The sequence below is a fragment of the Bacillus sp. 5w2 genome, assembly GCF_054353775.1.
In genome coordinates this window covers 1-22,129 of sequence record NZ_JBTIWT010000004.1, presented here as the reverse complement: position 1 = coordinate 22,129, position 22,129 = coordinate 1, and the positions used below count along the sequence as shown (strand labels likewise).

25 protein-coding genes and 1 pseudogene are annotated in these 22,129 nt (G+C 35.7%); 9 read left to right on the top strand and 17 right to left on the bottom strand.

The features are described from left to right. Positions 1-20: 20 nt before the first annotated feature. The 7 genes from ACXY7N_RS09930 to hutP all read right to left on the bottom strand — a co-directional run bounded on the left by ACXY7N_RS09930 (position 21) and on the right by hutP (position 8,460). Positions 21-1,148: an alkene reductase gene (locus ACXY7N_RS09930; protein ID WP_016135159.1), complete on the bottom strand. Its 1,128-nt coding sequence runs from the start codon at positions 1,146-1,148 to the stop codon at positions 21-23. Positions 1,149-1,742: 594 nt separating this feature from the next. Then, on the bottom strand, positions 1,743-2,204 hold the full coding sequence (locus tag ACXY7N_RS09925) for a CarD family transcriptional regulator (protein WP_170959991.1): 462 nt from the start codon (positions 2,202-2,204) through the stop codon (positions 1,743-1,745). 279 nt (positions 2,205-2,483) lie between these two features. After that, a complete protein-coding gene (gene hutG / locus ACXY7N_RS09920) occupies positions 2,484-3,455 on the bottom strand; it encodes a formimidoylglutamase (protein WP_016086787.1) in 972 nt (323 codons plus the stop codon). Further along, complete coding sequence (gene hutI, locus ACXY7N_RS09915; protein ID WP_016086786.1) at positions 3,434-4,705, bottom strand: imidazolonepropionase; 1,272 nt, start codon at positions 4,703-4,705, stop codon at positions 3,434-3,436. The genes hutG and hutI overlap by 22 nt, the downstream gene beginning before the upstream one ends. 12 nt (positions 4,706-4,717) lie before the next feature. Further along, positions 4,718-6,376, bottom strand: a complete 1,659-nt coding sequence (hutU, locus tag ACXY7N_RS09910) for a urocanate hydratase (RefSeq protein ID WP_016086785.1) — start codon at positions 6,374-6,376, stop codon at positions 4,718-4,720. Positions 6,377-6,399: 23 nt separating this feature from the next. Then, complete coding sequence (gene hutH / locus ACXY7N_RS09905; RefSeq protein ID WP_016086784.1) at positions 6,400-7,917, bottom strand: histidine ammonia-lyase; 1,518 nt, start codon at positions 7,915-7,917, stop codon at positions 6,400-6,402. A gap of 102 nt (positions 7,918-8,019) precedes the next feature. Continuing rightward, entirely contained in the window at positions 8,020-8,460 is a 441-nt protein-coding gene (hutP, locus tag ACXY7N_RS09900) for a histidine utilization transcription antiterminator HutP (RefSeq protein ID WP_016086783.1), read from the bottom strand. Positions 8,461-8,655: 195 nt separating this feature from the next. Here hutP and ACXY7N_RS09895 point away from each other — a divergent pair, with 195 nt between their 5' ends. Then, positions 8,656-9,603, top strand: coding sequence for a class I SAM-dependent methyltransferase (locus ACXY7N_RS09895; RefSeq protein WP_016135161.1), 948 nt, complete (start codon positions 8,656-8,658; stop codon positions 9,601-9,603). 13 nt (positions 9,604-9,616) lie between these two features. Here ACXY7N_RS09895 and ACXY7N_RS09890 read toward each other — a convergent pair whose 3' ends face one another. After that, positions 9,617-10,189 carry a DJ-1/PfpI family protein gene (locus ACXY7N_RS09890; protein WP_016086781.1) on the bottom strand — a complete coding sequence of 191 codons (573 nt, stop codon included), beginning with the start codon at positions 10,187-10,189 and terminating at the stop codon, positions 9,617-9,619. After that, entirely contained in the window at positions 10,186-10,773 is a 588-nt protein-coding gene (locus tag ACXY7N_RS09885) for an AAA family ATPase (RefSeq protein WP_098413090.1), read from the bottom strand. The genes ACXY7N_RS09890 and ACXY7N_RS09885 overlap by 4 nt, the downstream gene beginning before the upstream one ends. Positions 10,774-11,018: 245 nt before the next feature. Between ACXY7N_RS09885 and ACXY7N_RS09880 the strand changes: the two genes are divergently transcribed. After that, on the top strand, positions 11,019-11,315 hold the full coding sequence (locus ACXY7N_RS09880; protein WP_016086779.1) for a hypothetical protein: 297 nt from the start codon (positions 11,019-11,021) through the stop codon (positions 11,313-11,315). Positions 11,316-11,418: 103 nt separating this feature from the next. After that, positions 11,419-11,850 carry a DUF2621 domain-containing protein gene (locus tag ACXY7N_RS09875; RefSeq protein ID WP_488592380.1) on the top strand — a complete coding sequence of 144 codons (432 nt, stop codon included), beginning with the start codon at positions 11,419-11,421 and terminating at the stop codon, positions 11,848-11,850. A 71-nt stretch (positions 11,851-11,921) separates the two neighbouring features. Here the strand turns inward: ACXY7N_RS09875 and ACXY7N_RS09870 are convergent, their stop codons facing one another. From ACXY7N_RS09870 to ACXY7N_RS09860, 3 genes and pseudogenes are all read right to left on the bottom strand, one after another. Continuing rightward, entirely contained in the window at positions 11,922-12,428 is a 507-nt protein-coding gene (locus tag ACXY7N_RS09870) for a CcdC family protein (RefSeq protein ID WP_001028639.1), read from the bottom strand. A gap of 90 nt (positions 12,429-12,518) precedes the next feature. Next, the gene (ccdA, locus tag ACXY7N_RS09865; protein WP_016086777.1) at positions 12,519-13,226 is read right to left on the bottom strand and encodes a cytochrome c-type biogenesis protein CcdA; all 708 of its coding nucleotides are present in this window, start codon (positions 13,224-13,226) and stop codon (positions 12,519-12,521) included. A gap of 16 nt (positions 13,227-13,242) precedes the next feature. Continuing rightward, positions 13,243-13,386, bottom strand: a pseudogene (locus tag ACXY7N_RS09860) (peptidase T). A gap of 327 nt (positions 13,387-13,713) precedes the next feature. On the opposite strand from ACXY7N_RS09860, the gene ACXY7N_RS09855 reads away from it, so the two are divergent. Together ACXY7N_RS09855 and ACXY7N_RS09850 are read left to right on the top strand one after the other, a co-directional pair. Next, positions 13,714-14,622, top strand: coding sequence for an EamA family transporter (locus ACXY7N_RS09855; RefSeq protein WP_454497552.1), 909 nt, complete (start codon positions 13,714-13,716; stop codon positions 14,620-14,622). An 87-nt stretch (positions 14,623-14,709) separates the two neighbouring features. Continuing rightward, entirely contained in the window at positions 14,710-15,855 is a 1,146-nt protein-coding gene (locus ACXY7N_RS09850) for a M20 peptidase aminoacylase family protein (RefSeq protein WP_016086775.1), read from the top strand. 45 nt (positions 15,856-15,900) lie between these two features. On the opposite strand, the gene ACXY7N_RS09845 is transcribed toward ACXY7N_RS09850, so the two are convergent. The 3 genes from ACXY7N_RS09845 to ACXY7N_RS09835 form a co-directional block, all read right to left on the bottom strand. Next, positions 15,901-16,845: an ABC transporter permease gene (locus tag ACXY7N_RS09845; protein ID WP_016086774.1), complete on the bottom strand. Its 945-nt coding sequence runs from the start codon at positions 16,843-16,845 to the stop codon at positions 15,901-15,903. Continuing rightward, positions 16,838-17,749 (bottom strand): ABC transporter ATP-binding protein, encoded by a 912-nt coding sequence (locus ACXY7N_RS09840; protein ID WP_488592378.1) that lies wholly within the window; start codon positions 17,747-17,749, stop codon positions 16,838-16,840. Before ACXY7N_RS09840 ends, ACXY7N_RS09845 begins: the two co-directional genes overlap by 8 nt. A gap of 90 nt (positions 17,750-17,839) precedes the next feature. Further along, a complete protein-coding gene (locus ACXY7N_RS09835; protein ID WP_488592377.1) occupies positions 17,840-18,415 on the bottom strand; it encodes an ABC transporter permease in 576 nt (191 codons plus the stop codon). Between the two features lie 162 nt (positions 18,416-18,577). Between ACXY7N_RS09835 and ACXY7N_RS09830 the strand changes: the two genes are divergently transcribed. Beyond that, positions 18,578-19,177 carry a hypothetical protein gene (locus ACXY7N_RS09830; RefSeq protein ID WP_016135167.1) on the top strand — a complete coding sequence of 200 codons (600 nt, stop codon included), beginning with the start codon at positions 18,578-18,580 and terminating at the stop codon, positions 19,175-19,177. Between the two features lie 84 nt (positions 19,178-19,261). Here the strand turns inward: ACXY7N_RS09830 and alsR are convergent, their stop codons facing one another. Beyond that, the gene (gene alsR, locus ACXY7N_RS09825; RefSeq protein WP_016086770.1) at positions 19,262-20,161 is read right to left on the bottom strand and encodes an acetoin biosynthesis transcriptional regulator AlsR; all 900 of its coding nucleotides are present in this window, start codon (positions 20,159-20,161) and stop codon (positions 19,262-19,264) included. A 152-nt stretch (positions 20,162-20,313) separates the two neighbouring features. Between alsR and ACXY7N_RS09820 the strand changes: the two genes are divergently transcribed. Together ACXY7N_RS09820 and ACXY7N_RS09815 are read left to right on the top strand one after the other, a co-directional pair. Continuing rightward, positions 20,314-20,679 carry a CidA/LrgA family holin-like protein gene (locus ACXY7N_RS09820; RefSeq protein WP_000872363.1) on the top strand — a complete coding sequence of 122 codons (366 nt, stop codon included), beginning with the start codon at positions 20,314-20,316 and terminating at the stop codon, positions 20,677-20,679. Next, complete coding sequence (locus ACXY7N_RS09815) at positions 20,676-21,353, top strand: LrgB family protein (protein ID WP_016086768.1); 678 nt, start codon at positions 20,676-20,678, stop codon at positions 21,351-21,353. The genes ACXY7N_RS09820 and ACXY7N_RS09815 overlap by 4 nt, the downstream gene beginning before the upstream one ends. A 12-nt stretch (positions 21,354-21,365) precedes the next feature. Here the strand turns inward: ACXY7N_RS09815 and ACXY7N_RS09810 are convergent, their stop codons facing one another. Next, complete coding sequence (locus ACXY7N_RS09810; RefSeq protein ID WP_016086767.1) at positions 21,366-21,779, bottom strand: NUDIX hydrolase; 414 nt, start codon at positions 21,777-21,779, stop codon at positions 21,366-21,368. Positions 21,780-21,920: 141 nt separating this feature from the next. On the opposite strand from ACXY7N_RS09810, the gene ACXY7N_RS09805 reads away from it, so the two are divergent. After that, entirely contained in the window at positions 21,921-22,127 is a 207-nt protein-coding gene (locus ACXY7N_RS09805; RefSeq protein WP_016086766.1) for a DUF3903 domain-containing protein, read from the top strand. The last annotated feature ends 2 nt before the right edge of the window (positions 22,128-22,129 follow it).

Below are 22,129 nucleotides of genomic sequence, written 5' to 3'. Positions count from 1 at the left end.
TGTTCTCCTTTTATCTTTATTCAAATTAACGTAGCAAGATGCTCTTTCGCATCATATTCCACTAAACTTTCAGCATTTTTAATTCGATGAATGAAGTCTGGATTAGCAATTAAAGGTCTTCCAAATGCCGCTACATCAATTGTTCCTTCTTGCAGTGCTTCTTCAGCCTCTTTCGGATTCAAACTCCCTACTCCTACAATCGTACCATCCCAATATTTTCTTACTAATTGATGAAAATTCTTTCCGTCAGCAATAACTGCCGTAAAATTCATCGTTGAAGGGTGAATCATCGTTAATCCAACTTCTTTGAACATATTTACAAACGTTTTAATTGCAAGCTCAGGATTTCCCCACATATAAGTAGGATTATCACCTTTGAAAGCAGAGAAGCGAAGAAGTGTTTTATCAGCTCCAACAGCTTCTATTACAGCCTCTGTTACTTCTTTCATAAATGTTAACCTTTGCTTTAAATCTCCGCCGTATTTATCAGTACGCTTATTTGCAAACTCATAAGTAAATTGATCGATTAAATATCCGTGTGCACCGTGAATTTCTACCCCATCAAATCCAGCTTCGATCGCGTTTCTCGCAGCTTGTGCGTATTGACCAATTACTTTCTTTATTTCTTCTATTGTCATTTCTTCCGGGGTATCAAACGGTTTACGAAAACGTGGCACATTTCCCTCAGCTGCGATAGCAGACGGTGCTTGCGGCATTTGCCCACCAATTATCTCGTGATGACTCATACGTCCAACATGCCATATTTGAGCAATGATCGTTCCACCTTCTTTATGTACTGCCTCTGTAACAGGCTTCCACGAATCGATTTGTTCTTGTGTATAAATCCCTGGTACTCCTGGATTTCCTTTTGCTCTTGGGCTAATGACGATTCCCTCTGTAATAATTAAGCCAACTCCATCAGCTGCACGTTTTTTATAGTACTCGACTACATCAGTACCAACGACTCCTGTTTCATGATTCGCGAAACATCTCGTCATCGGTGCCATTGCTATACGATTACGAAGAGACCAGGATCCAATTTGAATCGGACTAAACAACTTTGTTTCTTCAATATTTCCAAAGGATCCCCAAGCGTTTATATTTGTTCCTTCATAAATACTTGCCGCTTTACTATTTGAACTTGTCATTTTTCTTCCCCCTTAAAAAATTCTTACCATAATCGCATCATACTTACTTTTAGATAGTAACGTCAATTTATTCGCCTTTACCATCAAACATTCGAATATCACAAAAATAGAATGATACAAATAAAAAAAGGTTTCCTAGGAAGGAAACCTTTTTTAGTTTACCGTATATGGATGACAACTCATTTATCTCTTTTATATAAAGAAAATAAACAATTATTATCTCTTCACATATAAAAAACTTTAACAATAGAAGTGAGAGTGGTTCAGTATTCTTCTAAAAATAATAACTTATAAACCTAAAACAATGAAAGCCCTACCTCTCTTTCATCCTTACGGCTCCTCGTCCGTGCCAGTGTGAATCAGGATTGCAAAAATCAAGTAACTATTCTATCGAAGTGTTTAATTAAACTTCGAACATTCGTAAAGAATTTAAAAAATAAAAATGGATTTGATTGTAGTAATAACAAAAGAGGTTAATGCTCTAAAAGTGGTTTGAAAGAGTTGAATGTCTTTGAAATGATTAATTTTCTATAATTATGTTCCCAAAAAATTTGAAATATTTTTTGGGATGTAATAGATTATTTGTAATGAATCTTAACAAAAGCTTTTTATTTGACTTTCTGTGATACCGTCAATTAATCCCAGTTCACTAATCAAAAATTCGTGTGCGTTATCTAACATCTTCTTTTCGCTTGCATTAAGTGCTTTTTCTTTCTGCATACGCAATAAATCACGTACAACTTCAGCACCTTCTTGTATTTTACCCGTCTTTATTTTATCAGTGTTCAATTTATACCTTTGTTTCCACGTAAGTAATCTATCAGATTCTCCATGTTGAAAAATATTCAATATGTGTGCTATTGCCGTTATATCCGTGATTGGTCGTATATTTGAGCTCAATATTCTTCCTGCCGGAATCATTATTTCCATATTACTACCCGACATTTTTATAACATAATACTGTTGTTTTTCTCCTGCGATTTCCTTCTCTTCTATGGCTTTAATTATACCTGCTCCCTGCATTGGATAAACAATGTTATCGCCAATTTGAAACAAATAATCCACCTCCATATATGGTAACCTTCTCAATCTTAACACACATTCATTTTTTTAGCAAAATTTTTATTTTATCATAAAATTATTTTTCATGTCAATCCTTTCAAACTAAGAAAATGAATCCGTAAAATAACACCAAAAACCCACAATTTTATTGACTTCTCCACACATTCATATATTCTAACTTCAACTTCGCTTTTAACATAAAAACACATTACTACATACGAGTAGTAATGTGTTTTTTACGGCATCGGTAAATATTATCTATTCATTTCACGCCTACATACTAACCTGCTTACGAGCTGTTTCTCTCGCTAAAAGAAAACTCATAATCACTTGTGCAGCTACTCGACTCGTCATATCTCTGAAATCAAGGGTTGGATCAATTTCTACTATATCCATCCCTTGAACGAGCGGTTCTTTACCAAGAAATTCAATCGCATCAAGTAACGTCGTACTATCCATTCCGCCAGGACCAATCGCTGGACAACCTGGTGCAAATGCTTGATCTAGTACATCCATATCAAGAGAAATGTAAATAGAAGTCACGCCTTGCTTTCTTAATACTTCAATACTTTCCGTGATAATATCTTTGATTTCTCGCTCTCGTACATCTTTCATTGTATACACTGTCACGCCATGTTCTTTTGCATATTCATGGTACGCTCGTGCATTTGAAAAATTACGAATTCCGATTTGAACGAGTTGTTTTCCTGTAATGACATCATTTTCTAGTAGACTACGGAACGGTGTACCATTTGATGGGCCACCATCATCTAAATTACGTAAATCATGATGGGCATCAAATTGAATAATACCGATCTTTCCTTTACTGTTTGCAAACCCTGTTATACTCGGAAAACTAATCGAATGGTCACCACCAAGAACGATTGGTATCATGTTCGGATTTACTTTCGTTACATGACCAACTGTTTTCGCAATTCGGTTATGACTTTCTTTTATATCCGTCACATGCATCGTAATATCGCCGCAATCATATAAGACACTTTCTTTCATATCATGTTCTTCTGTAATTGCGTACGTGCTATATGCATCTAACATCGCACGAATTGTTTTTGGAGCAAAACTTGCTCCTGAATGACTAATAGATGGTTTAGAAAGGGGTGCTCCAATTAAGGCAGCACCGAATATTTCCACGCCTTCCTCCCAACCTTTAATCATCTCACTCCATTTCGTCACTTCACGATCAATAAACTTTGCATTTTTCTTTAAATAGTGGCCGTGCTCCACGATTGTTCACCTCTTGTATATGCGATATTACCATTCTTCCATACTGTATTTACATGACTTACGCCGTAATGATACGGTACGTAAGCATAATTGTAAGCATCCCATAAAACTAAATCCGCCTTGCGACCAACTCTAATTTTCCCAGCTACATCACCACGATTAATTGCGTAAGAAGAGTTAACTGTTACTGCATTCCAAACTTCTTCTGGTGTCATTTTCAGTTTAAGCATTGCGATGCTCATAATAAGCTGAATGTTCTCAGTTGGACAGCTGCCTGGGTTAAAGTCTGTAGCTAATGCAACTGCAACACCTTCATCGATCATTTTACGTCCACGAGCAAAGCTTTCTTTATTTAAATAGAAAGTTGTTCCTGGTAATAAAGTCGCTACTGTATTAGAGTTTGCAAGCATTTCAATTCCTTTATCAGAAGCGCCAACTAAATGGTCCGCTGATGCTGCACCAATTTCAGCCGCTGCTTCCGCACCACCAAGTGGGTCGATTTCATCCGCATGAATTTTCACATCAAAGCCAAGCTCTTTCGCTTTTAATAAAAACTCTTTTGATTCTTCGACAGAGAACACACCTGTTTCGCAGAAAATATCAACGAATTCCGCTAACTGCTTCTCTTTCATTTCTGGTAGTAGGTCTAACATCCATTGTAAAAATTCTTTCGATCTACCTTTATACTCTTTCGGAACTGCATGAGCACCTAAAAATGTAGAAACTAAATCGATTGGATGCTCTTTTTGTAATTGCGCAGTTGCCTCCAATTGCTTCCATTCCGTCTCATCATCTAATCCGTAACCACTCTTCGCTTCTACAGTTGTAACTCCGAAAGATAGCATACGGTCTAAGTGGACTTTCGCTTTTTGAACAAGTTCTTCTTTAGACGCCTGTTTCGTTGCATTTACAGTTGAAAGAATACCTCCGCCTTGTTCTAAAATTTCTAAGTACGGAACTCCTTGTAATTTTAGTGCGATTTCATTTTCACGAGATCCACCAAATACAAGATGAGTATGCGGGTCAACAAGACCAGGAGAAACCATTTTCCCGCCGCAATCAATAACTTCTTTCGCTTGTAATCCTTTAGCTTCTTCCGCTGTTCCAACAAAAGTAATTACGCCGTTTTCAATTCCAACCGCACCGTTTTCGATAACAGGAAGCGTACTCATCGCTTCCCTTCTTAACAAGCCATCTTCTTGATCCATTGTTAGTAATTGACCGATATTTATTAGTAAAGTGTCCAGCATGTTTTCTCCTCCTTATTTCATCATCGGAATGTTAACGCCTTTTTCTTTCGCAGTTTCCACAGCTAAGTCATATCCTGCATCGACGTGACGAACAACACCCATTCCAGGGTCAGAAGTTAATACGCGCTCAATACGTTTTGCTGCCGCTTCTGTTCCATCTGCAACAATAACCATTCCAGCGTGAAGTGAATAACCCATACCAACGCCGCCACCATGGTGAACAGATACCCAGCTCGCACCGTTTACACTATTAATTAATGCATTTAAAATTGGCCAGTCTGCTACTGCATCACTACCGTCTTTCATCGCTTCTGTTTCACGGTTTGGAGATGCTACTGATCCGCAATCTAAATGGTCACGGCCGATAACGATCGGTGCTGATAATTCACCATTTGCAACCATTTCATTAATGATGCGACCAAATTTCGCGCGCTCACCGTAACCTAACCAACAAATACGTGATGGAAGACCTTGGAATTCAACTTGCTGACGAGCCATACGAATCCAGTTACATAAATGCTCATTGTCAGCAAATTCACGTAAAATTACTTCGTCTGTTTTATAAATATCTTCTGGATCACCAGAAAGTGCTACCCAGCGGAATGGTCCTTTTCCTTCGCAGAATAATGGACGGATAAATGCTGGAACGAATCCTGGGAAATCGAATGCATTTTTCAAACCTTCATCGAAAGCAACTTGGCGAATATTATTTCCATAATCAAATGTAATTGCACCTTTTGCTTGCATAGCAAGCATTGCTTCCACATGTTTTGTCATGCTTTCTTTTGATAATTGTACGTAACGTTCTGGATCTTCTTCACGAAGTTTTGCTGCTTCTTCTAATGTGTAACCTACTGGAATATAACCGTTTAATGGATCATGAGCAGATGTTTGATCCGTAACTAAATCTGGCGTAATATTACGCTTCACTAGTTCTGGTAAAATCTCTGCCGCATTTCCTAATAAACCAATTGAAATTGGTTCTTTCTTCTCTTTATACTCGTTCGCAACCGTTAATGCTTCTTCTAACGATTCTGTATACATGTCACAGTATCTCTTTTCAATACGACGATCGATGCTGCGCTTATCAACGTCAATAGCAATGACAACACCGCCATTCATCGTTACAGCAAGAGGTTGTGCACCACCCATACCACCTAAACCAGCAGTAAGTGTTACTGTACCTTTTAATGAACCATCGAAATGTTGACGTGCAGCTTCGCCAAATGTTTCATACGTTCCTTGTAAAATACCTTGTGTTCCAATATAAATCCAGCTACCTGCTGTCATTTGTCCGTACATCATAAGACCTTTTTTCTCTAGTTCACGGAAGTGATCCCAGTTCGCCCACTTTGGTACTAAGTTTGAGTTCGCTAACAGTACGCGAGGTGCATCTTCATGTGATTTAAAAATGGCAACTGGTTTTCCTGATTGAACAAGTAATGTTTCATCGCTTTCTAACGTTTTTAATGAATCTACAATCGCATGGTAGCTTTCCCAGTTACGAGCCGCACGGCCAATTCCGCCATATACGACTAGTTCTTCTGGTTTTTCAGCAACTTCAGGATCTAAATTGTTCATTAACATACGAAGTGCAGCTTCTTGAACCCACCCTTTCGTTTGTAACTCTGTACCTCTTGGCGCGCGAATTGTTTGTTGTACTTTTTCCATTTCAATCTCTCCCTTTTCTCATTTTATAGTGCTGCGTTTACATCTAATCTTTCTTTTATCGAATAATTTGTTTTTAACCAATGCGTAATATTTTCAATATCTGTTGAGAATATACGGTCATTTGTAATAGAAGGTACTTGCTGACGACCTTGATGGTAGAAGCTCTTCGTCACTGTACTCATGTTTTCAATACCGCGATATTCTGCTGCTTGCATCGCACAAATCATCTCAATTGAAAGAACACGTCTTGCATTTTGAATAATTTGATGTGCATGGCGTGAAGCAATTGTTCCCATACTTACGTGATCTTCTTGGTTAGCTGATGACGGGATTGAATCAACACTCGCCGGATGTGCTAACGTTTTATTTTCAGAAACAAGTGACGCTGCTGCGTATTGCATAATCATCGCACCAGACTGAAGTCCTGGTTCTGGACTTAAAAATGGAGGTAGATCATTTAATTGTGGGTTTACTAAACGCTCAATACGACGCTCTGAAATATTTGCAAGTTCCGCCATTCCTACTTTTAAGAAGTCCATCGCAAACGCAATCGGTTGACCATGGAAATTCCCACCCGAAATTACTTTTTCCCCACCATCAAAAATAAGTGGATTATCTGTTGCTGCATTCATTTCAATTTCTAATTTTTCTTTCACATAATTTAAAACTTGCCAAGAAGCACCGTGCACTTGCGGGATACAGCGAAGTGAATATGCATCCTGTACACGTAATTCTCCTTGTTTCGTTGTTAACTTACTATCATGAAGGATGTCACGAATTCTGCTCGCTACTTCCACTTGCTCTTTATAACCACGTGCTTTATGAACATTTTCATCAAATGCATCAATAATGCCTTGTAATCCTTCAATTGTCATCGAAGCAATGAGTTCAGCTTGATACGCCGTTGCTTCTGCTTCTATATAAGAAAGAACTCCTTGCGCTGTCATCGCCTGCGTACCATTAATTAATGCAAGCCCTTCTTTCGCTTCAAGTTCAATCGGCTCAAGACCTTCTTCTGTAAGAGCAACCATCGCATGAACGCGTTTTCCCTTATAGAACACTTCACCTTCGCCTAATAATACAAGCGCAAGATGAGATAAAGGTGCTAAATCGCCACTCGCACCAAGTGAACCTTGTTGCGGAACAACTGGGTGAATTTTACGATTTACAAACTCAAGAAGCATATTTACAACAAGCGGTCTAACGCCCGATACTCCTTTAAGCATCGTGTTCGCTCGTAAAATTAACATACCTCGTGATACTTCTTCAGGGAATGGATCACCTATCCCGCATGCATGTGACTGAATTAAATTGTGTTGAAGTGCCTTTACATCCTCTTTTTGGATAAGCACATCACTGAACTTTCCAAATCCAGTTGTAATACCGTAAACGACTTTTCCGTCCTCTACAATTTTCTCAACTACTTCGCGACACTCTGCCACCTTTTGCATACTATTTGGACAAGCTGTTACACCTTCTCCTTCAAGTAACAACCTCTTCATTTCTTCAATTGTCAATGTGTGTCCTGTTAACGTAATCATTCTTTTTCCTCCTTATAAAGGCAAAAGGGGACCTTATCTTTTTAAGACAGACTTCTGTCCTAAAGAATAAGGCCCCCTTCTAACTAATAGACTATGGGCAAATCATATGTGATTAATTCCTAAACCAATCGCCTCATGCTCAGATCCTTTTACAGGTGCACCAATCGTTCCATATAATGCAACAGCAACCCATTCGCCTTCTTTTTTTCCGTCGTATGGTGTGCCGCGCACAATCGCAAATCGAAGTCCTACTGTACGAAGAACGTCTGCTAACTGAATTTGACCTCTCGTCACTCCGTACAAAGCTTCCATAATTGCATGATAAAGTGCATGTGTTTCTCTGTAAACGTCTGTTTCAATAACTTGGTTGCTTTTAGCCGCTGTTTCCATTGCTGCTACAACTTTTTGCGAATTCATCGAACCCACTTTCCCCGTACAATACTTCCAACCTTTTGGAACAGATAATACAGGGCTTTCATTCTCATCCGCAAGTGCCAACAGCATGGCCATACGACCAATTCGATGTGTTCCTTGAAGAAGCATGTGACTCTCTCATTTCTTTTTAATTATTTGAATATTTCTTAATTTAAGAATATATGAAAACGGTTAAATCGTCAATAGTTTAAACTCACATTCAAACAATTTTTTCTTCTCTTTCATTTGTGTACACAAATTATTTACACAAATTTTTCAAGCGTGCTATAGTCTCACTAACAGATGCAAAGGGGCGAGATTTCAATGACGAAGCGAAAAGATATTCATTTTCGAATTGAAGAAAAATTACTTGAAAGGTTTGAATCTGCACTCCATTACGAAGGTTTAAAGAAAACCGACGTATTGACACATGCGATTCAGCAATTTTGCACGAAGGTGGAATGTGAAAAAATGAATGATGTAAAACGCCAATACAACGTAAGCAACCATTTACAAACACGTATCGATACGCATAAACATTACGAAGAAAAACAAGTGAATTTAGATGAAGTCGTCATGGGGCATTTACAACTTCAAGGAGACGAAAAAATATTAGAGGTTGGGTGCGCTAATGGGAATTTTCTTTCCCTTTTACAAACTAACGGTCATAAAGGACAACTAACTGGTTTTGATCAATCGAAAACGATGCTTTCTGAAGCTGCAATGAAGAATAGCATAATTGAATGGAGACCGGGTGACGCTGGTAAACTTCCTTTCGAAGCTAATTGCTACGACTGGATCATCGCAAGACATATGTTATATCACATGAAAGACGTCGAAAAAACAATCCAAGGATTCCATAAAGTAATTCGTCCCGGTGGCTCACTTTTAGCTACAACAAACTCTAACGTTACATTACCTCGTATAGTTGAAATGTGTAACCGCATGTTAGACGCATTTGATTTGCCGAAAACAACATCATCAGTCACTCCATTTTGTTTAGAAAATGGTAAAGAGATATTACAGTCTGTTTTTCCAACTGTTGAAGAAGCAGTTATTCATAATGCTCTCGTTTTTCATCATGCTACTCCGATTTTAAACTATATTTCTAGCATGTTTCCGTCGCTAAATATACCTGATAATACACTTCTTCACGCGGAAATGAAGGAATGGCTAAAAGAAGAAGTAGAAAATGAATTGTCACTTCATAACGGTATATGGCGCGATCCGAAAACGTTAGCCATTTATCGATGTCAAAAAGAAAAAAGCTAGCATTAGCTAGCTTTTATACATTCTCAGGCAAAAGCTCCTCCATCATCACATTCCCCTTACCACTGTAAAAATTTATATTATGTTCGTTTGTTACTCCAAAATAAGAGGCAATCGCTATTCCAAATGGTACAAATGCATGCCCCTGTGCTGTAATAATATTTGAATGTTTCACAACTTCTTCATACACAAAATTTTCTACTGGAAAACAATCTAATTTTTTATAATCCATAGTTACTGTATACGAGATTTCTTTGAATAAGCCTGCTTTTGCTAGCGCATACGGTCCAGCACAAATAGCAGCTACTAATTTTTCTTGTTCGCGAAATTGACGAATAACTGAAAAGAGTCCTTCTGCATCCTTCATATGTATCACATCTCCGCCTGGAATAATAATCCCCTCATATTCTTCTACACACACTTCCCTTAATTCTATATGTGGTTGCACTTGCAAACCTGTTTCACTTATAATCAATTCATGCGTTAAGCCCGCTGTAATGATTTCATATTTATTTTTCAGCAATGCCGTTGCTACTGTTATTTCAAACTCCGCAAATGTTGGGTATACAAATAAAAGTATTTTTTTCATAACCCTCTCTCCTTTAACCAATCCATAAAATATACCTCTAAATCGTCCGCTGTTAATCTATTCGTGTCCACATAAGTTACCGGAAATTGTTTATACCAATCTTTTTCAGTTTCTACTAATTTAAATTGCTCCTCAAATGTATTTCTGTTTCTTGTTCTATCATTATTTTTTCTATCATATACATTCTTTTTCGTAACATCTAAATAAAAAATCGCATCCGAACGGCATTCTCTTAATTTATATAATTCATCTTTCAATTCAGTTTCTATATCCCACTCTTCCCCTATAATCGTTGGATAAAAGAGTGTATAAAACTCAATGTCTTCTGGTCCACGATCAAAAATTACGACTGAATCTTTCACTTTTTGAAACTCCTTTATTTTTGCTTTCATAAACATTTTTTGATTTGTAATAAACCCTTCTTTTGAGTTCATATCCAAATTTAGTTCTTTTCGTTTTTCTACAATCGGATAAGGATTTTCATATATAACTGAAAGCCCGCATCGCTCTAATCTTTTAGCCAATGTTGTTTTCCCGCTTGCCATCGGTCCTTGGAGTGAAATTACGTTTACCATTCCTCTCATTCCCTTGCACATTAGTATACCTATAATATACAGAATTTTGAAAACTATCAACAAAATATATACCATCTTGTTTCTTATTCTTATCTAACTTATAATAAAAAATAGAGATTATGACGGACGCATCAATAATGTAAGCTTGGAAACCCAAGCTTACATTATTTTTTGCTTTCCCTTTTCTAATAAAAAGAGTATACTAGATTAGAACGTATGTTCTTAATGATTACATACAGTAAGGAGATAAGACAATGGTATACGACACAAAAGCAATTTCTTGGAATGAGTCTTTAAAACAACTTCAACGCCGCTACACAAACAAACAAGTTGACCGAAAAGAATTTGAAGATATTGAACTGATGGAATTCTTCCGCGATAACGACTACATTTCTTTACCTACACATATAAGCGGCCTATCAACAAAGCGTTTTACTTCTTACTCTATTTTCACAACAGAAGATAAAGATCGTAAAGTTGGCACATTAATCATTGAATATGTAGAAGATGATAATAATAATTTATGTGTTGAACAACTATACTTTGTTTAAATGATAACGCTTGGTCAAAATGACCAAGCGTTCTTGCTTTCTATGAATCTCACTGTTTATAATATGAATAAAAGAAAACCATAATCATTAAGGGGGGATATACTTGCTCGAAGGATGGTTCAGTTGGTTTATTGTGCTATGGACTGTTATTTTATTAGGACTTATGTCTATTGGTGGATACTTTATGTTCAGAAAATTTTTAAAACGATTACCAAAAGAAGATGGTATGTCCATTTTAGATTGGGAAGAACACTACATAAATAAAACGAGACATTTATGGGCTGACGAACAAAAACAGTTGTTAGAAGAGCTTGTAAGTCCTGTTCCAGAACTATTTCGCGATGTTGCTAAATCAAAAATTGCTGGCAAAATCGGAGAACTGGCGTTACAAGAAAAAGCCTCTCAAATTACACAAGATTTAATTATTAAAGGGTATATTATTGCTACACCGAAGCGTGATCATAAATTTTTAGTGAAAAAACTACAAGAAAAAGAGATTGATTATTCTAACTATATATCTTTACTCGCAAAGTAACTTCACATTATTTTCAATAAAAAGGACAGCGCCTTTGACGCTGTCCTTTTTATTTTATACATATAACGTTTTCAAGTTAGCTTCATATCTTTTTCATTATAAAAACCATCTTCTTTTTCCATTTCCTTCTGTAATTTCGTAAAGGAACGGTACATAGCAATTCTCCATGACACAATCATCGCGAAAGCTAATAAGAAGAACATACCACTAAGTTGTCCTAAATCAAGAGATTGGCTTAAGTATGTTTTAAATACAATCCTCACGACAAGTAATCCAATTAATATAAAAACAAATGCTTTTGAACGCTTCAAATAAATCTCTTGCCCTCTAATTTCAAATTTAGATGTTTTAATAAGAAAAATAGAGAAAAACAAACCGACGCCAATTGCTTCTAACATTTCTGCTGGAGTTAATCGAAATTCAGGAAAAACATACATCAATGCTCCCGTACTCATAAAAAATGGTGGAAGTATAATTTTTTTCAATGTTGCAGGTTTTTTAGCTGCTTTTAAACGAATAAACATCGCACCAACAGCCATACAAACAGCAACGATACTGGATAAAACAACTATGTTCATATTTTCTCATCCTTTTTTGTGGCTATATGCAAAATATACTTTCATTATATGCTTTTCCGTTAGTATTTCCAACATTTTCACAGAATAATACTAAAAACCGGTAAAACCACCAAATAAACTTGAGAAATATACGATAATTTTCGTCATCCAGTTAAAGTATAAGAAGACACCCATGACAATCATAACGTATCCTCCGATTTTCATAAACTTCATACTATTTCTTTTTATCCAGGACATTTTCGTAATAAAGAATGATAGTATGAAGAACGGGATAGCAAATCCAAGTATGTATGCAATCATATAAATCATTGCAGACTCTGGATTTGTTGCTGCTAATCCAATGACAGATACTAAAATAGGTCCAGTACAAGGCGTCCAGCCTGCAGCAAAGGCCAATCCAATTAGAACGGATCCAAAATAGCCACTCGGACGATTTTTAAACGTAAATTTACGGTCTTGCATTAAAAACTTTGGCTTAAACACACCTACAATAATAAGACCGAACACGATGATAAATATACCACCTAACTGTCTAATTAAATCTTTATAATCTGTAAAGATGCCTCCAATAAAACTTGTACCAAATCCAATTGCAATAAATATAATTGAAAATCCAAGTAAGAAAAACGCTGTATGTATCATACTTCTTTTGCGAAGCATTGCATTTTCTTCTTTCAACTCAGAAACCGACATACCTGTTATGTAAGATAAAAATGCCGGATAAAGCGGTAAGCAACATGGGGAAATAAATGATAAAAACCCAGCACCAAACGCTAAAAAAATACTGATATCTTGCATGATTCCACTCCTCTCCTTACATATTGTAGCAAAAACAAATAAAAATACTATGAACAATTCGTGAAATCACTTTTCCAACGTGACAATAAGAAAAACTACTCTTTCACACAGTTTCTAAAAAAACGTTTTCATTTCCTTCTATTATATAGAAACACTTCACTTGGATTACGAAACTCCTCTAATTATTATTAACATAACAAAGGTAACGTAGTTTCTCAAATGATTAGCATGTTACTAGTACGTCTATATACATATTGATTAAAAAATATTTTTTTCAAATGCTGTCTTTATACAATACAAAGCTGATTTTACAATACTTTTATTATTATTAATTTCAAGATTATGCATAAATATCATACTTTTATTATTATTCTATAAAATGTCACACTTTTCTTTTATTTGACCCTCCATTTTTAATTTTGTATACTTCCCTCTAGTTATATATGTCCGTTACGGAACAATTTCATATAGATGGGAGGAATTTTTCATGCTTCGTTATTCTCTTTTAGTTTTATTAGGAGCGTGTAGTTATGGAATTTTAGCTATTTTCGTTAAACTTGCATATGCAGAAGGATTTTCACTTGGAGAGGTAATTGGTAGCCAATATTTGTTCGGTTGGATTATTTTGCTTGCTATTACACTTCTATTTTCTAGACATCGTGTTCCATTAAAACAAGCGTTAATTTTATTCGTTGCAGGTACATCTGCAAGTTTTACTGGGATTTTTTATTATGCTTCATTAAAAACTGTACCAGCATCTATTGCAATTATACTTTTATTCCAATTCGTTTGGGTCGGAATTATTATTGAAGCAGTCGCAACAAAAACATTACCTTCAAGAGAAAAGGTGATTTCCGTTATTTTCTTACTTGCAGGTACATTTTTATCAAGTGGTTTACTAGAAAAATCAGCAGGTGATTTCGATACGTCTGGAATCATACTAGGCTTATTATCTGCTGTTACATTCGCAACATACATTTTCGTGAGTGGGAAAGTGGCTGTTGAAGTACCTTCATTACCGCGCGGTGTTCTTTTAATGGCTGGTGCTTTAACTTTAGTAATGATCGTATTCCCACCAACATTCATTTTTAGTGGTGCAATTTCTGAAGGACTTTGGAAATACGGTTTAGGTCTAGGAACATTTAGTATCGTTATTCCTTCTATAGCCTTTACAATCGGTATTCCAAAAATCGGTTCTGGCTTAGCGACTATTCTTGGTGCAGCGGAACTACCAGTTACAACAATCATGTCTGTATTCGTTTTAAAAGAAGCTGTACTATCTTCACAATGGATCGGTGTGTCACTTATTTTAGTTGGTATCGCAATCCCGCAAATTGCCTACGCAATGCGTGGACGTTATCAAAAACAGCATTCACATAAAAAATTGGCAGCATAAACGAGAGAGGATTTTCATTTGAGAATCCTCTCTTTTATTATTGTATACTTAATATACATACTTTATTTAAGAAAGAGGGCATTATAAGTGGCAGCAAATCTAGAGCAATTAAATGAGACGCTGATTTCTATTCGTCGAAATTTACATGAGCATCCAGAATTATCATACGAAGAATTTGAAACGACAAAAGCTATAAAAAATTGGTTAGAAGAGAAAAACATTACTATAATAAATTCTAGTTTAGAAACAGGCGTTATTGCTGAAATTTCGGGGAATAATAGCGGACCGCTTATAGCAATCCGTGCTGATATTGATGCCCTTCCTATTCAAGAAGAAACAAATTTGCCGTACGCTTCAAAAATTCACGGTAAAATGCACGCTTGTGGGCATGATTTTCATACAGCTGCTATTATAGGTGCTGCCTACTTATTAAAGGAAAAAGAATCTTCACTTAAAGGAACTGTTCGTTTTATATTTCAGCCAGCCGAAGAAAGTAGTAATGGTGCTTGCAAAGTTATTGATGCTGGACATTTACAAAATGTACAAGCTATTTTCGGCATGCATAATAAACCTGATTTGCCAGTAGGTACAATTGGTATTAAAGATGGTCCACTAATGGCCGGGGTTGATCGATTTGAAATCGAAATTCACGGTGTTGGTACACATGCAGCTGTACCAGATGCTGGGGTTGATCCTATTGTCGCATCCTCTCAAATTGTTATGGCACTGCAAACAATTGTAAGCCGAAATATAAGTTCATCTCATAATGCCGTTGTAAGTGTTACAAATATTCATTCAGGAAATACATGGAACGTTATTCCTGAAAAAGCAACATTAGAAGGAACAGTTCGCACTTTCCAAGCTGAAACACGTGAAAAGATACCAGCTTTAATGGAACGTATTATTCAAGGGGTTTCTGATGCATTAGGTGTAAAAACAGAATTCCGCTTTTATCCAGGTCCTCCTGCTGTTCATAACGATACATCTCTAACAAATTTATCGACTCAAGTTGCCGAAAAAATGAATTTAAATATCATCTCTCCTACCCCGTCAATGGCCGGAGAAGATTTTTCTTTTTATCAACAAGAAATACCTGGTTCATTCGTCTTTATGGGAACGAATGGTACACATGAATGGCATCATCCAGCTTTCACAGTAGACGAGCGAGCATTATCTATAAGTGCAGAGTATTTCGCTTTACTAGCCGAAAAAGCTCTTAAACAATTAACATAAAGAAAAGCCGTTAAGGGTGTGAAGTGCACTTAACGGCTTTTCTTATTAAGTTAAATCGCGTTTTAAAAATACTGTATAGGAAATGCTTAAAAATACAAATAAATAAAGTAATAACATACATGAAGCAAACGGGAATGTTACCCCATCAATAAAACTTCCATTCTTTGCAATACTGTATAAATCTGTGTTTGCTGGTAATAAATATTTCGCCCAATCATATCTAGTTGCTGCTAGTAATGCAATGTTTCCTGATAAAGCAAGAAATAGCGAGATTCCAATCGCGCCCCCACTAGATCTTGTTAATACAGAAATCATAAATGCAAACGCTGCGTACACAATGGTCGGCAACCACGATAAAATATAATACTTACTAGCCTCCACAAAAATATTTTGTTTTATAATATTTCCATCTTGGAAAATAAGCTCGCTCCATGCAGGCTGTTGGAATTTATAAATAACAAGTCCACATAAAGTGGAGAAAATCATATTAAACAGAAACAATAACGCTGCAAATATTACAATTGCTAAAAATTTTGCTGTTAGAATTTTAAATCGACTCGCCGGACGGATCGTTAAAAATTTATATGTTCCCCAGCTATATTCATTCGCAAAAATTGTACTTGCATACACGAGGATAAATGGGAGCAATATTGGAAATACGATAAAACCTGTATCTCTCATGAAAGAAAGTGGAGAACTGCTTGCCGGTGCTGTATCTGTATCTAAATGCTTCATCTTAAGCTGATATTCCTTTACAAGCTCGTCCCCAGATCGTTCTGCTAATATAGCTTCTTTTTTCATACCTAGCTTTTTCTCTATTTCTACAGTTCGTTCTGTATAATCGGCTTTCCATCCTTTTGTTTCCGGTTCTAAATACTTGACCGTAACCCACCCTAATCCAATTATTAATACTGCAATAACTGCAAAGGGAATAATCGTTCGCTTTCGCTTAAATATTTTATATAGTTCGTTATATACTAAATTAAACAATATCTTTTCCCCCTGTTAATTCTAGAAATTGCTCTTCTAACGTTTTTCTTTCTTCATATACACGATAAACTTGAATATTTTTCTCAAGCAATGTTCGAATAACATTTGGGATTTCTTCATCTTTTACATGAATAAGTAGATCATTACCTTTTATTAAAACATCTTGTTCTAACATTTCTGCCGCTTTATTCGCATCATCTACACGTATACGGATTGTCTCCATCTCTTTGCTTTGATTATGCTGAATATTTTGCGTCGCCACATATTCTCCGTGCTGAATAATGATAACTCTGTCACACATTAATTCAACTTCTGAAAGTAAATGACTAGATACAAGTACCGCTTTTCCTTGTTCATGTGCAATTTTCTTTATGTACATTCTCATTTCATGTATACCACTAGGGTCTAATCCATTCGTTGGTTCATCTAGTATTAATACATCTGGATCGTGAATAAGCGCCTGAGCAATTCCTAAACGTTGTCTCATACCGAGTGAATATGCTTTTACTTTACGATCAATTACTTGTCCCATCCCTAACAATTGCACTACTTCATCAATACGTTCTTCTGTCACATTACCATTCATTCGTCCGAAATATGTTAAATTTTCATATCCACTCAAAAAAGGATAAAACTCCGGCGTCTCAATTACCGCCCCAATTTTCGCGGCAGTTTTTTCAAATTGCTGTTTCACAGATTGACCATCAATCCACACTTCACCTTCTGTCATACGGATCATACCGACCATCATTCTCATTAAAGTCGTTTTTCCAGCACCGTTTGGTCCGAGTAAACCAACAACCTCGCCTTTTTTCACTTCAAAACTAATATTTTGTACAAGTGTCTTTGAACCGACTTTCTTCGTCAACCGCTCCACTTTTACAATTGATTGTTCATTTGTCATTCTATACAACCTTTCTTTCCCATTCTTTGTCATGTCTTTTCACTGTAACATGATTATTTTTATGTGTAAAATAGAAAAAAGCATGATTTCTCATGCCTTTCCCTTGAAATGGAACGAATTTTCATCTTGTAAACTTTGAACAAATCGAAAACATTGTATCATCGATAATAGGACGATAACCATCATAACTATACTAACGACTACTACCGCATATATAGTAATTGGTGCACTATTTATTCCCTGTATGCCTACTATTTTCATAAAGATAATCGTGAATAATTTCAAAAATAACATTCCATGAACTAAACCGAAAATAAAAGCTGCTCCATAAATGAATAATTGCTCCTGACATAATAAACATAGTACTTCATTTCTATTCCTATTCTCTGCTACATAAGATTTTAATTCTTCTCTCCTCACTTGCAGAAGAGAAAATGTTATTTTATATGTAGTAAAAATACATATGAAAATGAATACGATAAACAGCGTGTAAAAACATACTTGAAATAAAAGTATAGCCCCTAATTCCCTAGTAGCTACTTCATTAAATTGGAGTGATGTCATAAAAAACAAAATCATAGTACTCGTAGCAATCCATATAAATTGCTTCATCCTTTTGGCAGCAAATTTTCTTATATTTTTTCTCGCTAACCGACATAAAGACATAAATTTCTTCCCCTACCTTATAACATACGCATTCTATACTACTAGTGTATAAAAATATGACATTTTAAACATCGCACTACAATCTGAATCTTTTCTAAGCCTTTAGTCCTAGAAAAATAAAATGGTTAAAATTACATTTAAATTGTAAAAAGGAGGGGTTATATGCGTGTGAAATTGCTGTTTATTCTTTCTTTATTACTTTTCACTAGTTGTAATCCATTAAAAAATAGTGAAGGCTCCACTGTTAAACCACATAAGTTAACAAAAGAGCAATCTGACATTTTACAAATGACTCCTATAGGTGAAGGAAATAGAATGTTTTATGATGTTACAATCAAAAATAATAAAGATGAACTTCAGGCTAAAATTGAATATTATCAAAATGGTAAAAAAGTAAAAGAAATCGCGAACATAGCTGCATCATATTTTGTAGAACAGAAAATAAAACTTTCTTTCATAGCACCAAATCTCCAATTTAACAACAATATACACGGAAAAGGTCAATGGTATATTCATATTGACGGTGGTTCCACGCTTGTTCCTGAAGATGAACCACCAAGCGTAAATAGTTCTGCAACTACTACAATTCAATCTGTAAAAAGTTTAAGATACAATCAGAAAACAATTTTAGCTGCTGTAATCCAATCAAGTAAAGAAACTGTAAGCGTCCCTACAATTGATGAAGAAACAGGTGTTGACCTCATCTTAAAAGAAAATGAACACGTTTATCTATTTAGTATTGAGCTAAAAAAAGAAAAATAAAGCGGAAATGCAATTTAAGTGCATTTCCGCTTTATTGTTTAACAAAGTGTAATTTTATACATCTGAATTAAACCGTTACTACTATTACTCATCCTCTACTTCTATTCTTTTCTTCTCTCTTGCAATTTTTAAAAACTCTAAAAGCTCTGGATTGCTATTCATTTTTTTATAGGCTACTGACATTTCTGCAACAAAATTAGAATCACATAACTCTTTATATACGACTTCTGTTTTATACAATTTATTTGCCGATACAGGTATTACCGTAATTCCGATTCCTGCTGCTACAAGTCCCATAACTGTTTGATATTCCGTTGCTTCTTGTACAATGTGTGGACTAAATCCTACGTCGCGGCAAAGCGATAAAATTGTATCGTATAACGCTGGCCATACCGGTCTCGTAATAAATACGAAAGGTTCGTCTCTTAAATCTTCAATATGTATTTCATCCTTTTCAGCAAGTGGATGTGCCTTCGGTAAACATAACGTACAAGAAAGCTTTTGAATTGGTTCTAACTCTAGTAATTGCGTTGGAATTGGCGGACGTAAAAAGCCAATATCAATACGGTTATCGTGAAGTGCATGCACCTGATCTGGCGTTGACAGTTCATGTAATGCAACAGACACTCTCGGAAATTTTTTTCTATACTCCCTTACGATTGATGGTAAAATATCATATATCGCCGCACCTACAAAACCAATTGAAAGTGAGCCCACTTCTCCCCTTTGGGCACTTTGTGCAACTTCTACTGCTTTATCAATTTGTTCGAACGCTTTTTTTACTTCTTTTAAAAACATTTCTCCAGCTTCTGTTAATTCAACTTTTCTCTTCGTTCTTGAAAATAACATAACTCCCATTTCTTTTTCTAATTGCTGAATTTGTTGACTAAGTGGTGGTTGTGTCATTTGTAAACGAGCAGCTGCTCGTCCAAAGTGTAACTCTTCTGCCACTACAACAAAATATTGCAAATGCCGTAATTCCATTTTGGACACCCTTTTCAATTTCAATTAATACGTCTAATATATTAATAACATATAATTTATATATTAGACAAACTTTTTGAATGAACGTATAGTAGAAATTGTTAATTCTTTTTTACAGTTTTTATGTAAAAAAAGAAAGAGGTGGTTACTGTATGAAATGGTGGAAATTAAGCGGACAAATTTTATTATTATTTTGTTTCGCTTGGACAGGTGAATGGATTGCAAAACAGGCACACCTCCCAGTTCCAGGAAGTATAATCGGTATTTTTTTATTGTTAATTTCATTAAAATTTAACCTAGTGAAAAAAGAGTGGATACAGGACGGAGCAGACTTTTTATTAAAAGAACTTATTTTATTTTTCATTCCTTCTGCAGTCGCTGTCATACGTTACAAAGATACACTATCACAATATGGAATCGATCTCATTTTAATTATTATGATTAGTACACTTTGTGTCACTCTCGTTACAGGACTCTTAACAGAATTGCTACTAAAGCGGAAAGGATCAACACAATGATCGGCTTTCTTTGTTTGCTATTAACACTATTCACATATTGGATATCGAAGAAAATGTATCAACGCTGGAATTGGAGCTTACTTTCTCCTCTTCTCGTCTGCCCTATTATTTTAATTGCTTTATTGCTCGGACTAGACACACCTTATGAAACATATGAAACAGGTGGTCAATGGTTAACAGAATTGTTAAAGCCTGCAACAGTTGCTTTTGCATGGCCAATCTATAAATACTTTGATTTATTGAAAAAACATGGACTAGCTATCTTACTTAATGTCATTGTCGGTTCGTTTTTATCAGTTATTACTTCAGCACTACTAGCAAATTATTTTCAAATTGATTCATCGTTAGAGCATAGTTTAGCACCTCATATTGTGACGACACCAATTGCAATGGCTATTTCAGAGATGATTGGTGGCATGTCACAATTAACAGCGGTATTTGTTGTTTTAACTGCGTTAACAGGAGCATTGCTCGGACCTTCTCTCATACGTATATGCCGTATTAAAACAGCGCTCGCAAAAGGTATTATGTTAGGTACGAGTGCTAATGGAACCGGTACATCAAAAGCATTCGAAATCGGCCCTGTAGAAGGCACGATTGCGAGTTTATCTATGCTTTTAACAGCAGGAGCTAGTTTAGTTATCGTTCCACTTTTCTTATCGTGGATACATTAAAAAAGCAAGTGTTTAAACACTCGCTTTTTTATTTATATATTTATTTAAAATCTCATAATCCTCCGGGAAAGATAGCGTTAATTCCTTCATTTCATCTATCCTTTTCCAAGCAATTTCATGTATTAACTCATCAGGATCTTGGATTTCCATACTACCACCTATTTTTTTAACGAGATAATAATGAACGTATACAGGAACTCCGTATGTAATACCTTCTTTTTCGTATATTTTATTTACAACTTCCACATTGTAACCTGTTTCTTCCCAAACTTCTCGAATACAACATTCTTCTAGTGTTTCTCCCTTTTCAAGCCCGCCACTTGGAACAGACCACCTTTTTTCTTCCCCTTCTTTTCCTTGTAACACCATTAGAACTTCATTTCTTTCATTTACACATACTGCTGCACAACCTATCCATCTTTCCATATACATCCCTCCCCTACTACTATTCGTCTTCCTTATTATTTTCCCCTTGAAAAAAGAGGAAAAAAGGAAAACGATGACGAAAACTTACATCAACTTCATAGACAATCCCTTCTTAGAAATTAAAAACGGAAGGATGAAAATATGATTTCTAAATATGTTGTGGAATGTGTCTTTTGTGAAGAAAATCGAACACCTCGCCAAGCTATCGTAACAGTTCCCGCCACTACTCAGCTACTAGCCATTGAAAAAGTGCGTGCGGAATGTAAACGTCGTTTTGGAAAAGCTTTATTATTGCAAACAGAAATTAAAGAAGAAATAGCTTTTGAAAAAAAAGAAAGCCGACCATAAAT